We start from the raw sequence: 18434 nt of genomic DNA, 5'->3' as shown, positions 1-18434 counted from the left end.
ACCAATCGTCTTTCAATCGAACCGGGCCTGGGTTTGCGGGGCGTTAAACCCGTGACAGGCCGAGCCGCCGCCTTTGGTGTGAAGCTATTTCTTCGCGCCATTTCCGGCTGCGCCGCGCATCGCCGGCCAGCCGCAGTCAGGCAAGGCCGCCGGCGCAGGCTCGACCTTGCAGGCGCCATCCTTCCGGGTTCCATATCGCGGTATCATGCCGTCTCCTTCCTGATGACCGGCGGATCGGGATCGGGTGGGCGGCGCGCTGCGCCCTTGGGCTCGATCCGTCGCGCCGCCGCGATCCCTCTCTCCCGCACACACGATGCGCTATCGCTGCCTCGCCGACGCCGTGCTCCTGCTGCACCTCGGCTTCATCCTGTTCGTCATCGCCGGCGCGCTGCTGGTTGCGCGCCGTCCGCGCCTGTTGCCGTGGCACCTGGCCGCGGCCGCCTGGGGCGTCGGCATCGAGGCGGTCGGGGCGGTCTGCCCGCTGACCTGGCTCGAAAACCGGCTGCGCGCGCTGGCCGGCCAGTCCGGCTATGGCGGCGGCTTCATCGAGCATTATGTGGCCGCCGCCATCTATCCGGCCGGCCTGACGCGGCCGGTCCAGGTGGCGCTGGGCGTGGCCGTGCTGCTGCTCAACGCCGGCCTGTACGCCCGGCTGTGGCGCGGGCGGTCGACACCGCGCGCCCGGCCGGAACCGCCGCCGCGCCTTCCCATCTAAGCCGGTATGCCCTCATGGGAGAGCGGGGTCGATCAAGGATAATTTCTTTATACGCTCATGGTGGGTGCTGGCCCTGCGCGGCGCGGCCGGCATCCTGTTCGGGGTACCGACGCTGGCCTGGCCGGGCCTGTCGCTGCTGACGCTGATCGCCCTGTTCGCGGCCTATGCGCTGCTCGGCGGCGCGGCCGCGGTCGTCGGCGCCGTCCGCCACCGGCGCAGCGGGGACGACCGGTGGCTGGTCATGCTGCTCGGGCTGGTCAGCACCGGCGCGGCGCGGTGGCCGTGATGCGGCCGGCCCTGACCGCGCTGGTGCTGGTGCTGGTCATGGCGGCCAACGCGCTGGTGATCGGCGTGCTCGACTTCGTCGCCGCGATCCGGTTGCGCCGCGCGATCGAAGGCGAATGGATGCTGGTGCTGGCCGGCCCGGCCTCGATCGCGTTCGGCGCGATCGTGTTCCTGTACCCCTTCGCCGGCGTGCTGACGCTGATCTGGATGGTCAGCCTGTACGCCTGCGTGACCGGGGCGCTGCTGCTGATGCAGGCCGCGCGCGTGCGCTCGCGCGCGCACGCGGGTGCACGCGCGCAGACGGGCGCGCAGGCGACGGCGCCGGTGCAGGAACGGCGCGTGCTGGGCGAGCGGCGCATCTCTCCGGCCCGCTGAGCCCGTCGGTGTGGCGCTGGCATATGGCGCCAATCCAACGTTCCACGGCAAATGCGCGCGTGAACGACGAATTGTCGCGTTGCCGACAAGGCCCTGAATAAGCGCCGGGCCCCATGCGACCACGCAGTCGGAACGGTGGCGCTCTCCGTGGATACTGGTCGCATCACAACGACCGCGGGGAGCACGATGAAACGACGTACCTTCTTGAAGATCGGAACCGGGGGCGCCCTGGGCGGCGCCCTGGCCGCGTGCGGAGGCAGCGGCGATGACGTCCGCGCCCGCGGGCCAGGCGCCGACCCCGGCGGAAGTCCGAGCGGCGCCGGTCCCGGTGGCGGCGCCACGCCCGGCGCCGGCCCGGTCGCCCGGCCCTGGGAAGGCAAGGTCGTGACCGGCTGGATCGGGACCGCATTGGAGGCGGTCCGTACGGCCAGGCCCGGTCCGCCGATGGCCGCGCGCTCGCTGGCGATCCTGTCCACCTGCATGTATGACGCCTGGTGCGCCTACGACGCCGTCGCGTTGCCGCTCACCGCCAGCGGGGCCGGCCGCCGTCCGGACGCCGAGCGCACCGAGGCCAACAAGGCCATTGCGCTCAGCTACGCCGCCTACACGGCCCTGGTCGACCAGTTCCCCGGCCAGAAAGCCGCGTTCGAGGCCTACATGCGCACGCTCGGCCTCGACCCGGCGGCAGGCGGCGGCGACGGCCAGCCGGCCGCCATCGGCAGCGCCGCGGCGCGCGCCGAGATCGCCGTCTGCCACGACGACGGCGCCAACCAGCTGGGCGACCTGACGCCCAGCGGCGTGCCCTATGCCGACTACACCGGCTACGCGCCCGGCAATCCCCCGCTGATCGTCGGCGCGCCGACGCCGCTGTCGCAGATTCCAGCGCCCGGGCACTGGCAACCGCTCAGTTATACCGACGCCACCGGCGTGGTGCGCACACAGGCCTTCGTCGGCGCGGCCTGGGATTGGGTGCGGCCGTTCGCCCTGAGCTCGGCCGCGCAGTTCCGTCCCGGCCCGCCGGCCGCGCCCGGAACGTCCGAGTACCTGGCCCAGGCGCGCCACATCGTCGAGGTGCAGGCGATGCTTTCCGACGAGCAGAAAGTCAGTGCGGAATACTGGGCCGACGGGCCCGGCACCGACATGCCGCCCGGCCACTGGCTGCGCTTTGCGCTGACCATCTCGCAACGCGACCGCCATACGCTCGACGACGACGTCAAACTGTTTTTCGCGCTGGGCGCCGCGCTGGCGGACGCCGCCATCGCCGGCTGGGACGCCAAGCGCGCCTACGATTCCGCGCGCCCGATCACGGCGGTGCGCCATGCCTTGCACGGCCAATCGATCACCGGCTACGGCACGCTGGGACCGGCCGGCGGCCTGCGCGCCATCCTGGGCCAGGAGTGGACGCCTTACCAGCCGGCCACCTTCCCGACGCCGCCGTTCCCGGAGCACGTCTCGGGTCACAGCCTCTTCAGCGCGGCCGCCGCCGAGGTGCTCGCGCGCTTCACCGGCAGCGATGTGTTCGGCGCCAGCTTCACCGCGCCGCCGGGTTCGATGCATGTCGAGCCGGGCGTGCCGGCCGGAGGCGTGACGCTGTCGTGGCCGACTTTCAGCGCCGCGTCGGCGCAATCGGGGGTGTCGCGCGTCTACGGCGGCATCCATTTCGACAACGCCAACCTTGCCGGCCAGGGCATGGGACGCCGGGTCGGCGCCCAGGCCTTCGCCAGAGCCCAGGGACTATGGCAGGGGCAGGCTTGAGCGTGCGCGCGTGCGTGCATGCGCGCGCGCCGTAAAGGACGCCACCATGAAGTGGCGCCTGCTGATCGTATTTGGCGCCTCGGCGCTGTACGTGCACCTGCGCGGCGCCGTGCGGCTGCGCCCTTGGCGCCAGTTGTTTGACCATTCGACCGCGCTGGCCCCGCTCAACACCTTGATGCAGCTGTGCCCGAAGACGGTCGCGCTGCTGCAGGCGATTCCGGCGATCAGGATCGCGACCTTCGCCGAGCTGCCGGCGGGTGGACGAATCGAATCGCACCGCGACCCTTTCGCCGGCTGGCGGCGCTATCACCCGGGACTGCGCACACCGGGCGCCGCTCGTGGGTGCGGCAGCGACCCGCATTGCGGGCGCGCTGTCGCGAGCGGTCACTGCCGGTGCGGCTGTGAGCGTGCTTACTCGAACCAGCTGAAGCCATCGCGCGCCAGCAGCGCGAACGCCTCGGACGGACCCCAGGTGCCGGCCGCGTACGGATGGGGCTTCTCGCCCAGCTGCTGCCAGCCGTCGATGATCGGGTCGGCCCATTCCCAGGCCGCTTCCAGCTCGTCGCGACGCATGAAGTGGGTCAGGCGGCCACGCACCACGTCGATCAGCAGCCGTTCGTACGCTTCCGCGCGGCGCTGCTGGAACGCCGATTGCAGGTCGAGGTTGAGCGCAACCTGTTGCATCTCCATGCCGCTGCCCGGTTGCTTGGCCATCAGCTGCAGCTTGATCGCTTCTTCCGGCTGCAGTTCGATGACCAGGCGGTTGGCGACCGCGCCGCCTTGCTGGTGGAACAGCGGGAACGGCGGGTTGGCGAACTCGATCACGATCCTCGACGAGCGGCGCTGCATGCGCTTGCCGGTGCGCAGGTAGAACGGCACCTTCGACCAGCGCCAGGTGTCGACGAAAGCGCGCAGGGCGACGAAGGTCTCGGTGCTGCTGTCCTGCGGGACGTTCTTTTCTTCGAGATAGCCGGGCACGGCCTGGTTGCCGCTGACGCCGCGGACGTACTGCCCGCGCACGGTGTCGCGCGCGATGTCGGCCAGCTTGAAGCGGCGCAGCGAGCGCAGCACCTTGAGTTTTTCGTCGCGCACCGCGTCGGCGTTGAGCGAGGTCGGCGGCTCCATCGCCACGATGCACAGCAGCTGCAGCAGATGGTTCTGGACCATGTCGCGCATCGCGCCGGCGCCGTCGTAGAAGCCGGCGCGGCTGCCGACGCCGACTTCCTCGGCCACCGAGATCTGCACGCTGGAAATGTTCGGGGCGCGCCACAGCGGTTCCAGGATCGAGTTACCGAAGCGCAGCACCATCAGGTTCTGCACGGTTTCCTTGCCCAGGTAATGGTCGATGCGGTAGATCTGCGATTCGGCGAAATGGCGGCCGACGTCCTCGTTGATGGCGATCGCCGACTCGAGGTCGGTGCCGAGCGGCTTTTCCAGCACCACGCGCGCGTGCTCGTCGACCAGGCCGGTGGCGGCCAGCTTGTCGCAGATGGTCGTGAACAGCGACGGCGCGGTCGACAGGTAGAACACGCGCTGGGCATCGGCGCGCGCGGCCTTGGCCAGCGCCGAGAAATCGGGGGCGGCCTGGACGTCCAGCTTGACGTACACCAGCAGCTGCAGGAAACCGTCCCATGACCTGGCGTCGAAGTTGTCCTTGGAGATGAAGCCGCGCACGTGCTCTTCGATGTGGGCCAGGTAGGTGTCGCGCGTGTAATCCTGGCGGCCGGTGGACAGGATACGGGTCGAGCCGGGCAGGGTGCCGTGCTGGAACGCCGAATACAGCGCCGGAAGCAGCTTGCGCATCGCCAGGTCGCCCATCCCGCCAAAGATGATCATGTCGAGGGGGAGGCCGTTGTCTAACTCTGTCGAAGTGGTCGTTTCGCTCATCTTGCTCATCTTGTTGGCTAAAAGTGGTTGTAAAGTCGCGTGGGATAGCGGCACAGACTAACCGATTCCGGGCATCGTGGCAGCGGCGTGCACCGAGATCTTGCCTGGAAACCAGATTGTAGCGTAGACGACGCCCCTCAAGTGTACGCCGCTGGCTTCCTCGGGCCGCTTGTAATACAGTACATACAAACCCGACGATATCAAGGAGACGCCATGCTGAACCTTTTCTACGGTCTCGAATCGAATATCGCGTTGCAAGCGGCCGTGCTCGCCTGCGGATGCGCGACTTTTTTCGGCGTCATCCTGTGCAGCCGCTGTCCTCGCTGCGGCTGGCAGGAGTGGGTCAGCGAGTTCCTCGCCAGGGATGACGACGACTGAGCCGCTTTCCCGGCAGTTTAATTAGTGCAACAAGGTGCGCTGCCGAACCGAGCTCGAGCGTATCGCGCGTTATTGTGAACTCATCCATATTCGAGTTCACGATCATGACAGCACGCCTTACTTCCCTGCGGCCGCGCCGGCTCGCCATCGGCGTCGCGCTGGCCCTCGGCGCCACCGCCTTGCCGGCACTGGCCCAGGGCTCGTCGCAAGACCCGCCGGCGCGCGCCGGGCGCATCGCCTGGCTGGCCGGACCGGTCAGCATGTCCCCGAGCGGCACCGACACCTGGGCCCAGGCCCCGCTGAACCGCCCGCTGGTCGCCGGCGACCGCCTCTGGACCGACGCCGGCGCGCGTGACGAAGCGCAGTTCGGGCCGGTCATCGCGCGCATGGACGCCGGCACCTTGCTCAGCGTGCTGGCCGCCGACGAAGGCGCGACCCAGCTGCAGGTGGCGCAGGGTCGTATCGACCTGCACGTGCGCCGCGTCGATCCGAACAGCGTGGTCGAAATCGACACGCCCAACCTGGCCTTCGTCGCGCGCGCGCCGGGCGACTACCGCATCGTGGTCAGTCCGGACGGCGCCAGCACCGACGTCGCCGTGCTGCGCGGCGGCGGCGACGTCTACGGCGACGGCAACGCCTACAGCATCGGCCCGAACCAGGGCTACCGCTTCGCGGGACAGGACCTGCAGAACCTCGGCAACGCGCCGGTCCAGCCCTACGACGATTTCGACCGCTGGGCGTTCGAGCGCGACGCACGCCTCGACCGCGCCCAGTCGGCGCGCTTCGTGCCGGCCGACGTGGTCGGCTACGAAGACCTGGACGACAACGGCGCCTGGCGCGTGGTGCCGGACTACGGCACCGTGTGGGTGCCGACCCGGGTGGCGTCGAACTGGGCGCCTTACCAGAGCGGCCACTGGGCCTGGATCGATCCGTGGGGCTGGACCTGGGTGGACGACCAGCCGTGGGGCTATGCCGTCTCGCACTATGGCCGCTGGGTCAACCTGGAGAACCGCTGGGCCTGGGTGCCGGCGCCGGCGCGCGAGCGCCCCGTGTTCGCGCCGGCGCTGGTGGCCTTCGTCGGCGCGGCCGTGGCGCTGGGCGGACGCGGCGACGGCCCCGGGGTCGGCTGGTTCCCGCTCGGTCCGCACGAGCCCTACCGCCCGCCGTACCATGCCAGCCCGGCCTACGTCACCCGCATCAACATCAGCAATACCGGATTCGGGCGCGGCGGCCTGGACGGCTTTATGAACCATCCGGACCGCATCCGCTACGCCAACCGCGGCGTGCCGGGCGCGCTGATGGCGATGCCGGCGGCGCAGTTCGCCGGCGCCGGTCCGGCGGCGCGCTTCGGCCGGGCGCTCGACGCGCGTGTGGCGATGAACGCGCCGCTGACGCTGGCGCCGGGCGCGCGCCCGCTGCCGCAGAGCCGGATCGGCACGGCGCTGTCGCGCCAGCGACCGCCCGAGCTGGCGCAGCGCCGCCTCGCGGTGGCGCGCAGCCTGCCGCCGGCCTTTGCGCGCGCCGGCGGACCAGGCTTGGCGCACGGCGGCGCAGGGCCGGGCGGGCGGCCGGATTTCGGCCCGGGCGTCACGATGCCGGTGCGCATGCTGCGGCCGGCGGGCGCCGTCAGGCCGGGCGTGCCACCGGCGCATGGTGCGGCCGGCCAGCCATTCGGCGGCCAACGGAGCGGCGCTCGACAATTCGCGGGCCGGACGGGCCCGATTCAGCACGGCCTGGCGGCCATGCCGGCACACGGACCGGACGGCGCGGCGCCAGCCCTGGCGCCGGCCGGCGCGCCGTATCCGGGCCGCGGCCCCGGCGCCGGCCGCGAGCATTGGGCCGGTGCAGGCGCGGCGCCCGGGGCGCCGCATGCCGACGCCCAGCGCATGGCCGGGCAGGGCGCCATGCCGCACGGCGCGCCCGAGCGCGAACAGCCGATGCATCTGCGCGCGCCTGCGCAGGCCGAGGCGGTACGCACGCCACAGCGCGAAGCACACGGGGCGCCGCAGCTGCGGCCGATGCCGGCCGAGCGCCCGCACGATGCCGAGGCAGCCCACGCCGCACCGCGCGCCGAGATGCATGCGCAGCCGCAGCGCGAGATGGCGCAGCAGCGCCCGCAGGCGCAGCCGCACCATGACCCGGCGCCGGCGTTCCAGCCACACCGGGACACGCCGCAGCCGCATCGGGACGCCGCGCCCGGGTTCCAGCCGCGCCATGAGGCGTCGCAGCACCGCGACGCGCCGCCGCAGCGGCAGCATCACGACACGCCGGCGCAGCAGCAGCACCGCGACGCGCTACCGCAGCAGCATCACGACGCACCACCGCAGCAGCATCACGATGCGCCACCGCCACCGCCGCCGCAGCCGCAGCGTCACGACGCACCGCCGCCGCCGCAGCACCACGACGCGCCACCCCAGCAACAGCACCACGACGCGCCACCCCAGCAACAGCACCACGACGCGCCACCCCAGCACCAGGGCGGCGGCGGCGGAGAGCACGGCCATGAGCACGGCCACTGATACGTCATCGCGCCTCGCGCGCGCCTGCGTGGCGCGACGTGCAGGCACGCCCTGCGCGTGCGCGCGAACAGACGCTGCGCCGGTGTAAGATGGTCATCTTTTCACACACCGGCGCGGCCAGGCGCCGCAGCGCCATGACCCCGCACGCCGCTCGCCGTTCCGCCCTCCGCCTCAGCGACGGAGCCCTGTCATGACGATGCTGCTGGTGGTCTTCCTGGCCGGCCTCTGGGCCGGTGTGCAGAACACGCTGGCCGGCGGCGGCTCGTTCGTGACGCTGCCGGCATTGATCGTCTCCGGCATGACACCGCTGGCGGCCAACATCACCTCGACGGTGGCGCTGTTCCCCGGCCAGATCACGGCCGGCTACGCGGGGCGCAAGCTGGCCACCGGCGCCGGACGCGTGCCGTTCTGGGCGCTGTTCGTGCTCAGCCTGATCGGAGGGGCGCTCGGCGGCCTGCTGCTGCTGCATACCTCGCCCGACGTCTTTGCGCGCCTGGTGCCGTGGCTGGTGCTGTTCGCGACCGCGGTGTTCACCTGGGGCTCGTTCTTTCGCAAGCCCGGTGCCGAAGGGGCGCTGCACATCGGGCCGGGCGCGACCGCCTTCGCGCAATTCCTGATCGGCGTATATGGCGGCTATTTCGGCGGCGGCATCGGGATCCTGATGATGGCCGCGCTGACGCTGGCCGGCCAGTCGGCGCGCAATGCGGGCGGCACCAAGAACGTGCTGGCCGGCGTGATGAACGCGTCGGCCGTGGTCCTGTTCGTGACGTCGCCCGAACTGCACTGGCGCCAGGCGCTGGTGCTGGCCGCCGGCGCCGTGATTGGCGGCCTGCTCGGCACGCTGGCGCTGCGGCGCGTGAACGAGAAGGCGCTGCGCGTGGCGATCGTGTGCATCGGCGTGGCGCTCACGGTCGGGCTGTTCATCAAGCCGCTGTGAGGGCACTGTAACGACCGCGGTGTTATGATGGAAGCATGTTGACCGCATTCTCCGACGAAGACCTGGCGCTGCGCTACCGCGAGGGCGACCTGGCCGCGTTCGAGGAACTGTACCGGCGCCACAGCCGCGGCGTGTACGGTTTCATCGACTGGTGCTCACCGCACCGCGACCGGATCGACGAGGTGGTGCTGGACTGCTGGGCCACACTGCACCAGGCGCGCGGGCGCTACCTCGCCAGCGCCTCGTTCCGCACCTTCCTCTATCAGGTGGCGCGCAGTCGCCTGGCCGACGCGATGCGCCACGACCTCCCCGCGCCGCCGCTCGCAACGATGGCCGGCGCGGCGCGCGACGTGGCGTCCGCCGCCGAGCCGTGTCCGCGTGCGGTATGGCTGGGCCAGGCCATCCGCGCGCTGCCCGACGAGGAGCGCGACATCCTCATGCTGCGCCACTTCAGCGGGCTGGGACCCGACGAGCTCGCGCTGTTGTGCGCCGCGCCGCTGGACAGCGTCGAGACCCGGCTGCGCGACGCGCTGGGCAAATTGCGCGCCCAGTCAGTCATCGATGCCATCGGGGCGGATCCGGACATGAGCGTGCGTGGCGACGGCACACGAGACGACGGCCGCGGCGACCAGGGAAACGGTTCCGGCGCCATCCTGCGCGGCCTGCCGCAGCACGTGCCGCCGGCGGACCTGGATGCGCGCATCCACGCGCAGGCGCGCGCGGCGCTCGACCATCCGGCCCGGGTGGTGCACGACTCCGTGATAAGTGCGCCACCCGCCGATGCGGACGGCGCCGCCGACGACGAGGAGGCGCCGCGCCCATCCAACCCGTTCGGTCATCTGCGCGTGCCGATGGCGGTGGCGGCGGTACTGGTGATCGGCGTCACGCTGGCGCTCCAGCTGGGCGTCGTGCCGGCCGGCCTGCCTTCAGCCGGGGCGGGCGATCAAGGCGGCAAACCGGTCCCTGCCTACGACGAACGCGACCCGGCCGGCGCCATGGCCCGCATCAGCGCCTTGCTCGACCAGCACCGCGACGCCGAAGCGCGCGACGCATGGCGGGCCTTTCGCGAGCTTCATCCCGACGCGCCGGTGCCTGACGCTCTGCGCGCGCGCCTCGACGCGCTGCCGCCGGCGCGCTGACGGGGCGCTGACGGGGCTCGCCCGGTCAAAAAAAAGCGCCAACCTCGCGGTTGACGCCTTACAAAGTCCCCCCATGGGACGAAGATGCCCGGTATGGCCCGGTCAGCGCACTGCGATCAGCGCGGACCCGGCTTGAACTCGCGCGCCGCCAGGTGCACCGTGACGTTGGCGACCGGCGCGTCGGCCGCGGTCGCGAGCGTGACCTGGTAGTCGCCGGCGGCGATCTTCCAGGTGTGCGAGGCGGTGTCGTACACGGCCAGCGTGCGCGGGTCGATGGTGACCGTGCTGCTGCGGCTCTCGCCGGCCTTCAGGGCCAGCTTGTCCCAGCCGCCCAGGCGCTTGGGCGCTTCCCAGCCGCCGCCGACCTTCGACACATACACCTGCGGCACCGCCTTGCCGGGGCGCTGGCCGCTGTTGGCGACGTTGAAGGTGACGCGCAGCGCGCCGTCCGCCGCTTCGGCCTTGAGGCCGTTGAACTGGAAGCTGGTGTACGACAGGCCCGAGCCGAAAGCGAACAGCGGCTTGATGTTCTTCAGGTCGTACCACTTGTAGCCGATGGCCGCGCCTTCGATCGTGTAATCGACGTCGAAGCGGGTCTCCGGCGCCAGGCCGACGCCGTCCAGCTTGGGACGCGGCAGCTGGCTTTCGGACATCGGGAAGGTCACCGGCAGGCGGCCCGAGGCGTCGATCTCGCCGCTGAGCACGCGCGCGATCGCCTCGCCGCCGTTGGTGCCGGGGAACCACGCTTCGACCACGCCGGCGACGCTGTCGGCCCACGGCATGGTGACCGGGCCGCCGGTCTCGAGCACGACCACGGTGCGCGGGTTGGCCTTGGCCACGGCGGCGATCAGCGCGTCCTGGTTGTTCGGCAGCGACAGGTTCGGCACGTCCTTGCCTTCCGACGTCCACTGGGTTGCGAACACCAGCACCACGTCGGCGCCTTGCGCGGCGAGCGCGGCGGCGGCGGGGTCGCGCCCCTCGTCATAGGTGATCCTGGCCTTGGTGCGCGCGGCCAGCGCCTTCATCGGGGAGTTCGGCAGGAACACCATCGGGCCCGGCCACTCCTTCGGACCTTCGTTCGGCACCGCCAGGCCGCCGACCGGGTACACCTGGGCCGAGCCGCCGCCCGACAGCACCCCCTTGTCGGCGTGGCCGCCGATGATGGCGATGCGCTTGAGGTTCGGGGCCAGCGGCAGCACGCCGCCCTGGTTCTTCAGCAGCACGATGCCTTCCTCGGCGTCCGCCTGCGAGGTGCGCGCGTGCGCCGCGTAGTCGATCTTGCCCGGCTCGTCGTTGACCGGATTGTCCAGCGCGCCGACGGAGGCGAGCCCCCACAGCACGCGCTTGGCCATGTCGTCCAGGCGCGCCACCGGCACCTGGCCGTCCAGCACGGCTTCCTTGAGCGCGCCTTCGAAGTAGTTGGACTTGTCGAACGGGTAGCCGGACTGCTGGTCCAGGCCGTTCATGGCCGCCTTGACGGTCGAGTGGGTGCCGCCCCAGTCCGACATCACGTAGCCCTTGAAGCCGAACTCGCCCTTCAGGACCTTGTTCAGCACCCAGTCGTTCTCGCACGAGAAGTCGCCGTTGACGCGGTTGTACGAGCACATCACGGAGCCCGGCTTGCCGCGCTCGATCGCGATCTCGAAGGCCAGCAGGTCGGACATGCGGCCGGCCTGTTCGCCGATGTGGGCGTCGAGGATGTTGCGGCCGGTCTCCTGGTCGTTGAAGGCGTAGTGCTTCATGGTCGAGACCACGTGCTGCGACTGGATGCCGCGCATCTGCTCGCCGACCATCACGCCGGCCAGCAGCGGGTCTTCGCCGCCGTATTCGAAGTTGCGGCCGTTGCGCGGCTCGCGCGTCAGGTTGGTGCCGCCGGCCAGCATGACGTTGAAGCCCGACAGGCGCGCTTCGTTGCCGATCATGGCGCCGCCCTGGAAGCCCAGTTCCGGGTTCCAGGTCGCGGTGGTGGCGATGCCCGAGGGCAGGCTGGTGCGCTCGCGCGGCTTCTTGCCCGGCTGCGAGGCCACGCCGATGCCGGCGTCGGTCTGCCACTGCGGCGTGATCTTCAGGCGGTCGATGCCTTTCAGGTAGCCGGCCGATTGCGGCCGTACGCCTGCGACAGGCGGCTTGCCATTCTGCTCGGAGCCGAAGTGGCCGAACACCAGGTTGATCTTTTCGTCCAGCGTCATCTGGCTGACCAGCTGGGCGGCGCGCGCTTCGGCGCTGGCCGAGGCGGCGGCATTGTCCGCCGCCTGCGCGGAAAACTGGGCTGCGAACGCGGCGGCCAGCACCAGCGCCCAGCGGGTCGGTTTGAATCGGGTCTTCATCGTCTTCTCTCCATGATTGTTTTGTCAGGCTGTTTTAATAAGTGCTAATACGTGCCCATGCGGACCTTCAATACGGTCGGCGTGGCCGGCAGGTTCAGGCCGTAGTCGGTCTGGTCGCCGTTCCAGACGCGCTCCATGACCCAGCGGCCGTCGGGCTCGAAATGGCCTTCCTCGACGCGCGCCCACATGCTCGGTTTGCCGGCGTTGGCGCCGGCGCCGCTCACCTTCAGGCGCGCGCGCTGGCCGACCACCAGGAATTCGTCCGGCCCCAGCTGGGCCAGGGCCAGGCCGCCGTTCGGCTTGTCGGTGCCGAGCGGATAGTCGCTCTTGTCGTGCAGCCATTCGCGCTCGCCGAACTGGAATTCGCGAAAGCTCACGGTGGCCTTCCATCCCTGCAGCGCCAGCGTCTGCGGCGCGCGGTCGTCGCCCTCGGCCACGCCGTGGGTGCGTCCTTCGAAAGCCCAGCGCGCCCACTGGCGCTGCATCGGCGCGAACGCCGCGTACACCTGGGCGAACGGTTCGACCATGCGCTTGTCGGTGTAGGGCGAGCCGAGCGGGTAGTTGCTGTAATCCGCGTAGTCGATGCCGAAAGGCGCCACACCCATCGCGCCGCGCCCCAGGATCTGCCAGACGTAGCGTGCATAGCCGGGCGCGTTGCCCATCTCCGGCACCAGCAGGGCGTTGCCCGGCTGCTGGAAGCGCTCCAGGTTGGCCGCGACCTTGTTCGACTCGGGCATGTAGATGTCCGGGCCGACGAAGTCGATGTGCGGCGCGGCCGCCTTGTAGATGCCGAGCACGTCGAAGGTCGGGCCGCCGCTGGCGAAGTCGTCCTTGAACGGCGCGGCCGGCTGTCCCGGCGTGCCGGGGTCGCGCAAGGCATTGTTGACGTACATCGGCAGGTCGCAGACGGCGCGGCCGGCCTTGGCGATGTCTTCGATGTAGCTGGCGATGGCCCAGGCGTGGAAGTACTGCTCGGCGAAGTCGCCGTAGACTTCCCGCCAGGACCCCTGCCGCGGACGGCCGGCGGGCGGCTGCTGGCGCGCCAGCACGGCGGCCGGCACCGGCTGGCGGTAGGCCGCTTCGGCCGCGGGGGCGTAGTCGCGCGCCAGCTTGTAGCTGCCGACCTCGTTCTCGACCTGCACCATGATCGCCGTGTGGCGCTCGCCGTCGATCTGCTTCAGGTGCGTCATCAGGGCGACAAAAGCACGCTTGTCGGCCTCGCGCGTCTGCACGCCGAACGGCGACAGGCAGCAGTCCGGCTTGCCGTCCTTGTTGACCATGCGCGGGAAGCGGGCGTTGTCAAGCTTGACCCATTCCGGCGCGTAGGCGGGACCGGTGTTCTTCCAGGTGCCGAACCACAGCAGCACCAGACGCACCTTGTTCTCGCGCGCCTGCTTGACCAATGTGTCGACCCAGCCGAAGTCGAACTTGCCTTCCTTCGGCTCGATCTGTTCCCAGGCGACCGGGATCTCGAGCGTGTTGGCGTGGGCATCACGCAGCGCGGCCCAGACCTTGGGCAGCGCTGCCGGGTAGTTGCTCGAGTTCTGGGCCTGGCCGGCCAGCATCAGGTAGGGCGAGCCGTCGACCATCAGGGCGTAATGGCCGTTCTGTTCGGCGATGCGCGGCATGTCGCTCGCCTGCGCGCACACGCTGGCGCACGCGGCCGCCAGCGCGAGCGCGCGCGTGAAGAGACCGGGGCGCAGCATCAGCGGCCGACCACTTTGAGCAGCTTGGCCGCGTTCGCGCCCAGCGCCTTGTCGCCGCCGCTGGCGTTCAGCTTGCCGGAGGCTTCGTTCCACTGCAGGCGCGTGGAGCTCGTGCCCTTGTCCTTCTCGTAGTCGTAGCTGTGGCCATCGTCGTCATACAGGTCGAACGAGGCGTCCTTGCCCGGATAGACCAGTACCTGGGCGATCGCCTGCTTGCCGACGGTCGACTGCACGTCGGCGCCCATCGGCACGATCGAGCCGGCCTTGACGAACACCGGGATCTGCTCGATCGGCGCGGCCACCTTCACCCACTGGCCACCGGCCAGCTTTTCGTTGGTCCAGAAGTTGTACCAGTCGCTGCCCGCCGGCAGGTAGACGTCTTTCGAGGTCTGGCCCTGCTGCGTGACCGGCGCGACCAGGAAGGCCGGGCCGAACATGTACTCGGTGCCGATGTCGGCCACGTTCGGATCGTTCGGGAAGTCCATCCACAGCGCGCGCATGAACGGGGCGCCGGTGTCGTGGGTGAACTTGGCCTGGCTGTAGATGTAGGGGATCAGCTGGTAGCGCAGGCGGTCGTAGCGCGCCATCACGTCCTCGGCCGGCTTGCCGAAGGCCCAGATCTCGGTGTGCTTGCGGTCGCCGTGGATGCGCAGCGTCGGCAGGAAGGTGCCGTACTCGAACCAGCGCGTCATCAGCTCGGGGTAGTCGTTGTTCTGGCCGACCACGTCGCGCGCGCCGGACGGATCGAGCAGCGGGGGCTTGGTGGCGTTCGTGGTCTGGGGCAGGCCCTGCCAGCCGCCGATGTCGTTGCCCCACAGGGCGATGCCGGACGCCGTCATGTTCAGGCCGGCCGGGATCTGGCGCGTCAGCGCTTCCCAGGTCGGGTCGATGTCCGACGACCAGAACAGCGCGCCGGTGCGCTGCGAACCCAGGTAGGCCGCGCGCGACAGCACCAGCACGCGCTCGTTCTTGCGCCAGCTGCGCAGGTTGTCCGCGACGCCTTCGACGTGCACCAGCGGGAACAGGTTGTGGTAGCGGTCGCCCGAGCCGATCGAATAATAGTAGCCATCCGGGACCAGGTCCGGTTCGGTCTCGTCCAGCCATGGGTAGTCGAAGCCGTGCGCCAGGATGTTGTCGCGCGCCTTTTCCCAGTACCACTGGCGTGCCTTAGGATTGGTGGCGTCGATCAGGCCGCCGGTGCGGTCGGCGCGGAACGGCAGGCCATCGACGGTGCGGCCGTCCTTGTCCTTGAGCAGGTAGCCCTTGGTATCGAGTTCGTTGAAGTAGCGCCCGCTCGTTTCGAAGCGCGGCCAGATCGAGATGATCGAGCGCATGCCCATGTCGTGCAGCTTCTTGTTCATGCCGTCCGGATCGGGGAATTCGGCCGGGTTGATGTCCATCTGGCCCATGCGGGTCCAGTAGAACCAGTCCACCACCATCACGTCCAGCGGATACCCCTTCTGGCGGTAGGTGTTCGCCACGCGCAGCACTTCGTCCTGGCTGTCGTAGCGCGCTTTCGACTGGATCAGGCCGAAGGCGGCCTTGGGCGGGAGCGGCGTCTTGCCGGTCAGGCGCGCGTAGCCGGCGTACAGCTCGTCGCTGCTCTTGCCGGTGATGACGAAGAAGCTGACCCGTTCGCCGACGCTCGACTGGAACGCGGTCTTGCCGTTGACGGCGGCGCGAAAGCGCGTGCTCGACGGGTTGTCCCAGACGATGCCGTAGCCTTTCGAGGAGACCATGAACGGCACGCACACGGTTTCGCCGCCCGGGGCTTCGTACCAGTGGCTGCAGTCGATCACGCGGTTGCGCAGGTCGAGCGCGCCGAGCGACTCCTGGTTCTGGCCCATGCCATAGTAATGCTCGTCCGCCGGGGCGGTGAAGCTGGCGCCGACCTGGTAGGTCTTCTCGCCCGCGACCGTGTGCGGCGCCATCTCCCAGCCGGTCATGTTCAGCACTTGCTGGCCTTGCGCGTTCTTCACCTGCAGCCCGACCGGGGCCAGGCTCGGCGCGAAGTATTTTTCGCCCTGGCTCGGCACGTGCGGCGGCGGCGCCGCGTTCACGTGCAGGGTCATGCCGTTCGAGGTGAAGGTGTCGCCGTCCTGGCCGGCGGTGTGGCGGAACCCGCCGTTGTCCTGGCCTTTTGCCAGGATGCCGTAGCCGGCGTCCTTCAGTGCCTCGGCCTTGTCGGCGGCGATGGTCACGTGGATCACGTTCGGGCCCCAGGCCTCGACCGAGACCCAGGCGCCGTTGCGGTCCAGGGTGGCGATCGGGGCGGCGGCCGCGCTCATCGCCGTGCCGGCGGCCATGACGGCCAGTGCCGAAGCGACGGCGATGCGCAGGGGGGCGCGGGTAGAGGAATAAAAAGGCGATGCCGGGCGTACCCGGCCTTGGATGGCGGTCATGCAGTCTCCGTAAATGCGCTGTCCCGGTCGGGGCCGGGCATGTCGTCGTTGTCGCGCAAGCCGGCCGCGTGGCCTGGCTCAGCATTGAGAAATATTCTAACAGCAATGTTGAGCGCTAACATGACGTTACGACACTTTTTAGCGTGTTTAGTGCGGGTCGCGAGACAAGGAAAGTGCTTACCACCACATGCCGTAGATCGCCGCCACCAGCACGCATACCAGCGCCGAGCCCAGGGCGAACGCGCCGTCGACGTGAAACAGCTTGCGGTCCACCTGCAGCGCCCGGGTTGTCCCGGCTGTCGCCGATGCGCGCGCGCCCAGGGTGCTGATCAGGACCATGCCGGCCACGACGACCCAGAACACGATGAACATGCGGTCCAGGAAGGGAATCTCGTAGACGCCGCCGGCGCCCGTGCCGCCCGTTTTGACCGCGAAGCCGATCGGCGCCAGGAAGCCCAGGTCGATCAGTTGCGGCAAGAACTTCAGGACGATCGAGAACACCAGCCCGCCGACGGTGGCGAACATGGCGGCGGCGCCGGTCGCCTTTTTCCAGAAGAAGCCGAGCAGGAACATCGCCAGGATGCCCGGGGAAACGAAGCCGGTGTATTCCTGGATGTACTGGAAACCGCCTTTCTTGTCGATGCCCATCAGCGGGGCGATCCCGACCGCCAGCACCAGCGCCACGACCACGGTCAGGCGGCCGATCCAGACCATCCTCGCTTCGCTCGCGTCGCGCTTGAAGTGCTTCTTGTAGATGTCGAGCGTGAAGATGGTGGCGATGCTGTTGGCTTTGCCGGCCAGCGAAGCGACCACCGCCGCGGTGAGCGCCGCGAACGCCACGCCTTTCAGGCCGGACGGCAGCAGCGCCAGCAGGGTCGGGTAGGCGCGGTCGGGATTGAGCTCGCCGCCGGCGCGCATCGCGTCGCCGAGCATGCCCGACTTGTCCAGCGCATAGGCGGCGATGCCGGGCAGGACCACGATCACGGGCATCAGGAGTTTCAGGAAGGCTGCGAACAGCAGGCCCTTGCGCGCGGTCGGCAGGTCGGCGCCGAGGGCGCGCTGGGTGATGTACTGGTTGCAGCCCCAATAGTTCAGGTTGACGATCCACATGCCGCCGATCAGCGTCGACAGGCCGGGCAGGTCCATGTAGTTCGGATTGTCGCGCGGGAGCACCATCTGGAAGTGATCGCGCGCGCTGTGGAACAGCGTCGTCGCGCCATGCAGGGCGCCACCGCCGCCGCCCAGCCTGGCCACCAGTTCGAGCGCGATGAAGGTCGTCACCAGCCCGCCGATCACCAGGCAGGTGACCTGGATCACGTCGGTGTAGCCGATCACCTTCATGCCGCCCAGCGTAATGACCGCGGCGAACAGCGCCAGGAACAGCATGCAGGGCAGCACGCCCAGGCCGGCGATGCTGCCGATCGCCAGCGCGCCCAGGTACAGGATCGAGGTCAGGTTGACCACCACGTACAGGCCGAGCCAGAAGATCGCCATCGTGGTCGCCACCGCCTTGCCGTAGCGCTGCTCGAGGAACTGCGGCATCGTGTAGATCTTGTTCTTCAGGTAGACCGGCATGAAGAAGATGGCCACGATCACCAGCGTGGCCGCCGACATCAGCTCGTACACGGCGATCGCCATGCCGATCTTGTAGCCGGACCCACTCATGCCAATAAACTGCTCGGCAGAAATATTGGATGCGATCAGCGATGCGCCGATGGCCCACCAGCTCAGCGAGCCTTCCGCCAGAAAATAATCATGCGATGCCGAAGCGCCGGCGGCGGCCGGGTTTCTCCCGACGTTCTTGCGGCGGTACACCCACAGGCCGTAGCCGGCCACCACCAGGAAATACACCAGGAAGACGAAGGAATCCAGGGACGAAAAGAGGTTCATGGTCGTGCAGCGTTGTCTCGTATTGCAAGCCGCTGGTGCGGCTGCTGTTGTATGCCGGTCTGCGCGGCTTGCCAGCCCCGGACCGCCCATGGCCGTGTTAGCGCACACAGCCGTTGGCG

The 18434-nt window shown here is 69.6% G+C and carries 13 protein-coding genes and 1 pseudogene; 9 read left to right on the top strand and 5 right to left on the bottom strand.

Features of this window, described 5'->3' with window-relative positions:
- Nucleotides 1-313: 313 nt before the first annotated feature.
- From FA90_RS07780 to FA90_RS27500, 5 genes and pseudogenes are all read left to right on the top strand, one after another.
- Entirely contained in the window at nt 314-715 is a 402-nt protein-coding gene (locus FA90_RS07780; protein ID WP_036167623.1) for a DUF2784 domain-containing protein, read from the top strand.
- 64 nt (nt 716-779) lie between these two features.
- On the top strand, nt 780-1001 hold the full coding sequence (locus FA90_RS26910) for a DUF308 domain-containing protein (protein ID WP_051971564.1): 222 nt from the start codon (nt 780-782) through the stop codon (nt 999-1001).
- On the top strand, nt 1001-1375 hold the full coding sequence (locus tag FA90_RS26905; RefSeq protein WP_239700993.1) for an HdeD family acid-resistance protein: 375 nt from the start codon (nt 1001-1003) through the stop codon (nt 1373-1375). Before FA90_RS26910 ends, FA90_RS26905 begins: the two co-directional genes overlap by 1 nt.
- A gap of 186 nt (nt 1376-1561) precedes the next feature.
- Nucleotides 1562-3130, top strand: a complete 1569-nt coding sequence (locus FA90_RS07770) for a vanadium-dependent haloperoxidase (protein WP_051971562.1) — start codon at nt 1562-1564, stop codon at nt 3128-3130.
- Between the two features lie 46 nt (nt 3131-3176).
- Nucleotides 3177-3458 (top strand): annotated as a pseudogene (locus tag FA90_RS27500) (aspartyl/asparaginyl beta-hydroxylase domain-containing protein); the annotation flags it as partial.
- An 83-nt stretch (nt 3459-3541) separates the two neighbouring features.
- On the opposite strand, the gene zwf reads toward FA90_RS27500, so the two are convergent.
- Entirely contained in the window at nt 3542-5017 is a 1476-nt protein-coding gene (gene zwf, locus FA90_RS07765) for a glucose-6-phosphate dehydrogenase (protein ID WP_036174737.1), read from the bottom strand.
- A gap of 213 nt (nt 5018-5230) precedes the next feature.
- On the opposite strand from zwf, the gene FA90_RS26255 reads away from it, so the two are divergent.
- From FA90_RS26255 to FA90_RS26900, 4 genes are all read left to right on the top strand, one after another.
- A complete protein-coding gene (locus FA90_RS26255; RefSeq protein ID WP_156116631.1) occupies nt 5231-5395 on the top strand; it encodes a hypothetical protein in 165 nt (54 codons plus the stop codon).
- A gap of 104 nt (nt 5396-5499) precedes the next feature.
- On the top strand, nt 5500-7914 hold the full coding sequence (locus FA90_RS07760) for a DUF6600 domain-containing protein (RefSeq protein ID WP_036167622.1): 2415 nt from the start codon (nt 5500-5502) through the stop codon (nt 7912-7914).
- Nucleotides 7915-8110: 196 nt separating this feature from the next.
- Entirely contained in the window at nt 8111-8851 is a 741-nt protein-coding gene (locus FA90_RS07755; RefSeq protein WP_036167619.1) for a sulfite exporter TauE/SafE family protein, read from the top strand.
- A gap of 35 nt (nt 8852-8886) precedes the next feature.
- Entirely contained in the window at nt 8887-9990 is a 1104-nt protein-coding gene (locus FA90_RS26900; RefSeq protein WP_051971561.1) for a sigma-70 family RNA polymerase sigma factor, read from the top strand.
- Nucleotides 9991-10106: 116 nt separating this feature from the next.
- Here FA90_RS26900 and FA90_RS07745 read toward each other — a convergent pair whose 3' ends face one another.
- The 4 genes from FA90_RS07745 to FA90_RS07730 form a co-directional block, all read right to left on the bottom strand.
- Nucleotides 10107-12317 (bottom strand): beta-glucosidase, encoded by a 2211-nt coding sequence (locus FA90_RS07745; RefSeq protein WP_036167616.1) that lies wholly within the window; start codon nt 12315-12317, stop codon nt 10107-10109.
- 44 nt (nt 12318-12361) lie between these two features.
- The gene (locus FA90_RS07740; RefSeq protein ID WP_051971560.1) at nt 12362-14023 is read right to left on the bottom strand and encodes a DUF5597 domain-containing protein; all 1662 of its coding nucleotides are present in this window, start codon (nt 14021-14023) and stop codon (nt 12362-12364) included.
- Entirely contained in the window at nt 14023-16425 is a 2403-nt protein-coding gene (locus tag FA90_RS07735; RefSeq protein WP_081933721.1) for a glycoside hydrolase family 31 protein, read from the bottom strand. The genes FA90_RS07740 and FA90_RS07735 overlap by 1 nt, the downstream gene beginning before the upstream one ends.
- A gap of 177 nt (nt 16426-16602) precedes the next feature.
- Nucleotides 16603-18315, bottom strand: coding sequence for a sodium/solute symporter (locus tag FA90_RS07730; RefSeq protein ID WP_036167613.1), 1713 nt, complete (start codon nt 18313-18315; stop codon nt 16603-16605).
- Nucleotides 18316-18434: the final 119 nt, after the last annotated feature.

The organism is Massilia sp. 9096, from assembly GCF_000745265.1.
Classification (GTDB): domain Bacteria; phylum Pseudomonadota; class Gammaproteobacteria; order Burkholderiales; family Burkholderiaceae_D; genus Telluria.
Note: the sequence above shows the minus strand (reverse complement) of the source record. Positions and strands in the feature narration are given on the sequence as shown.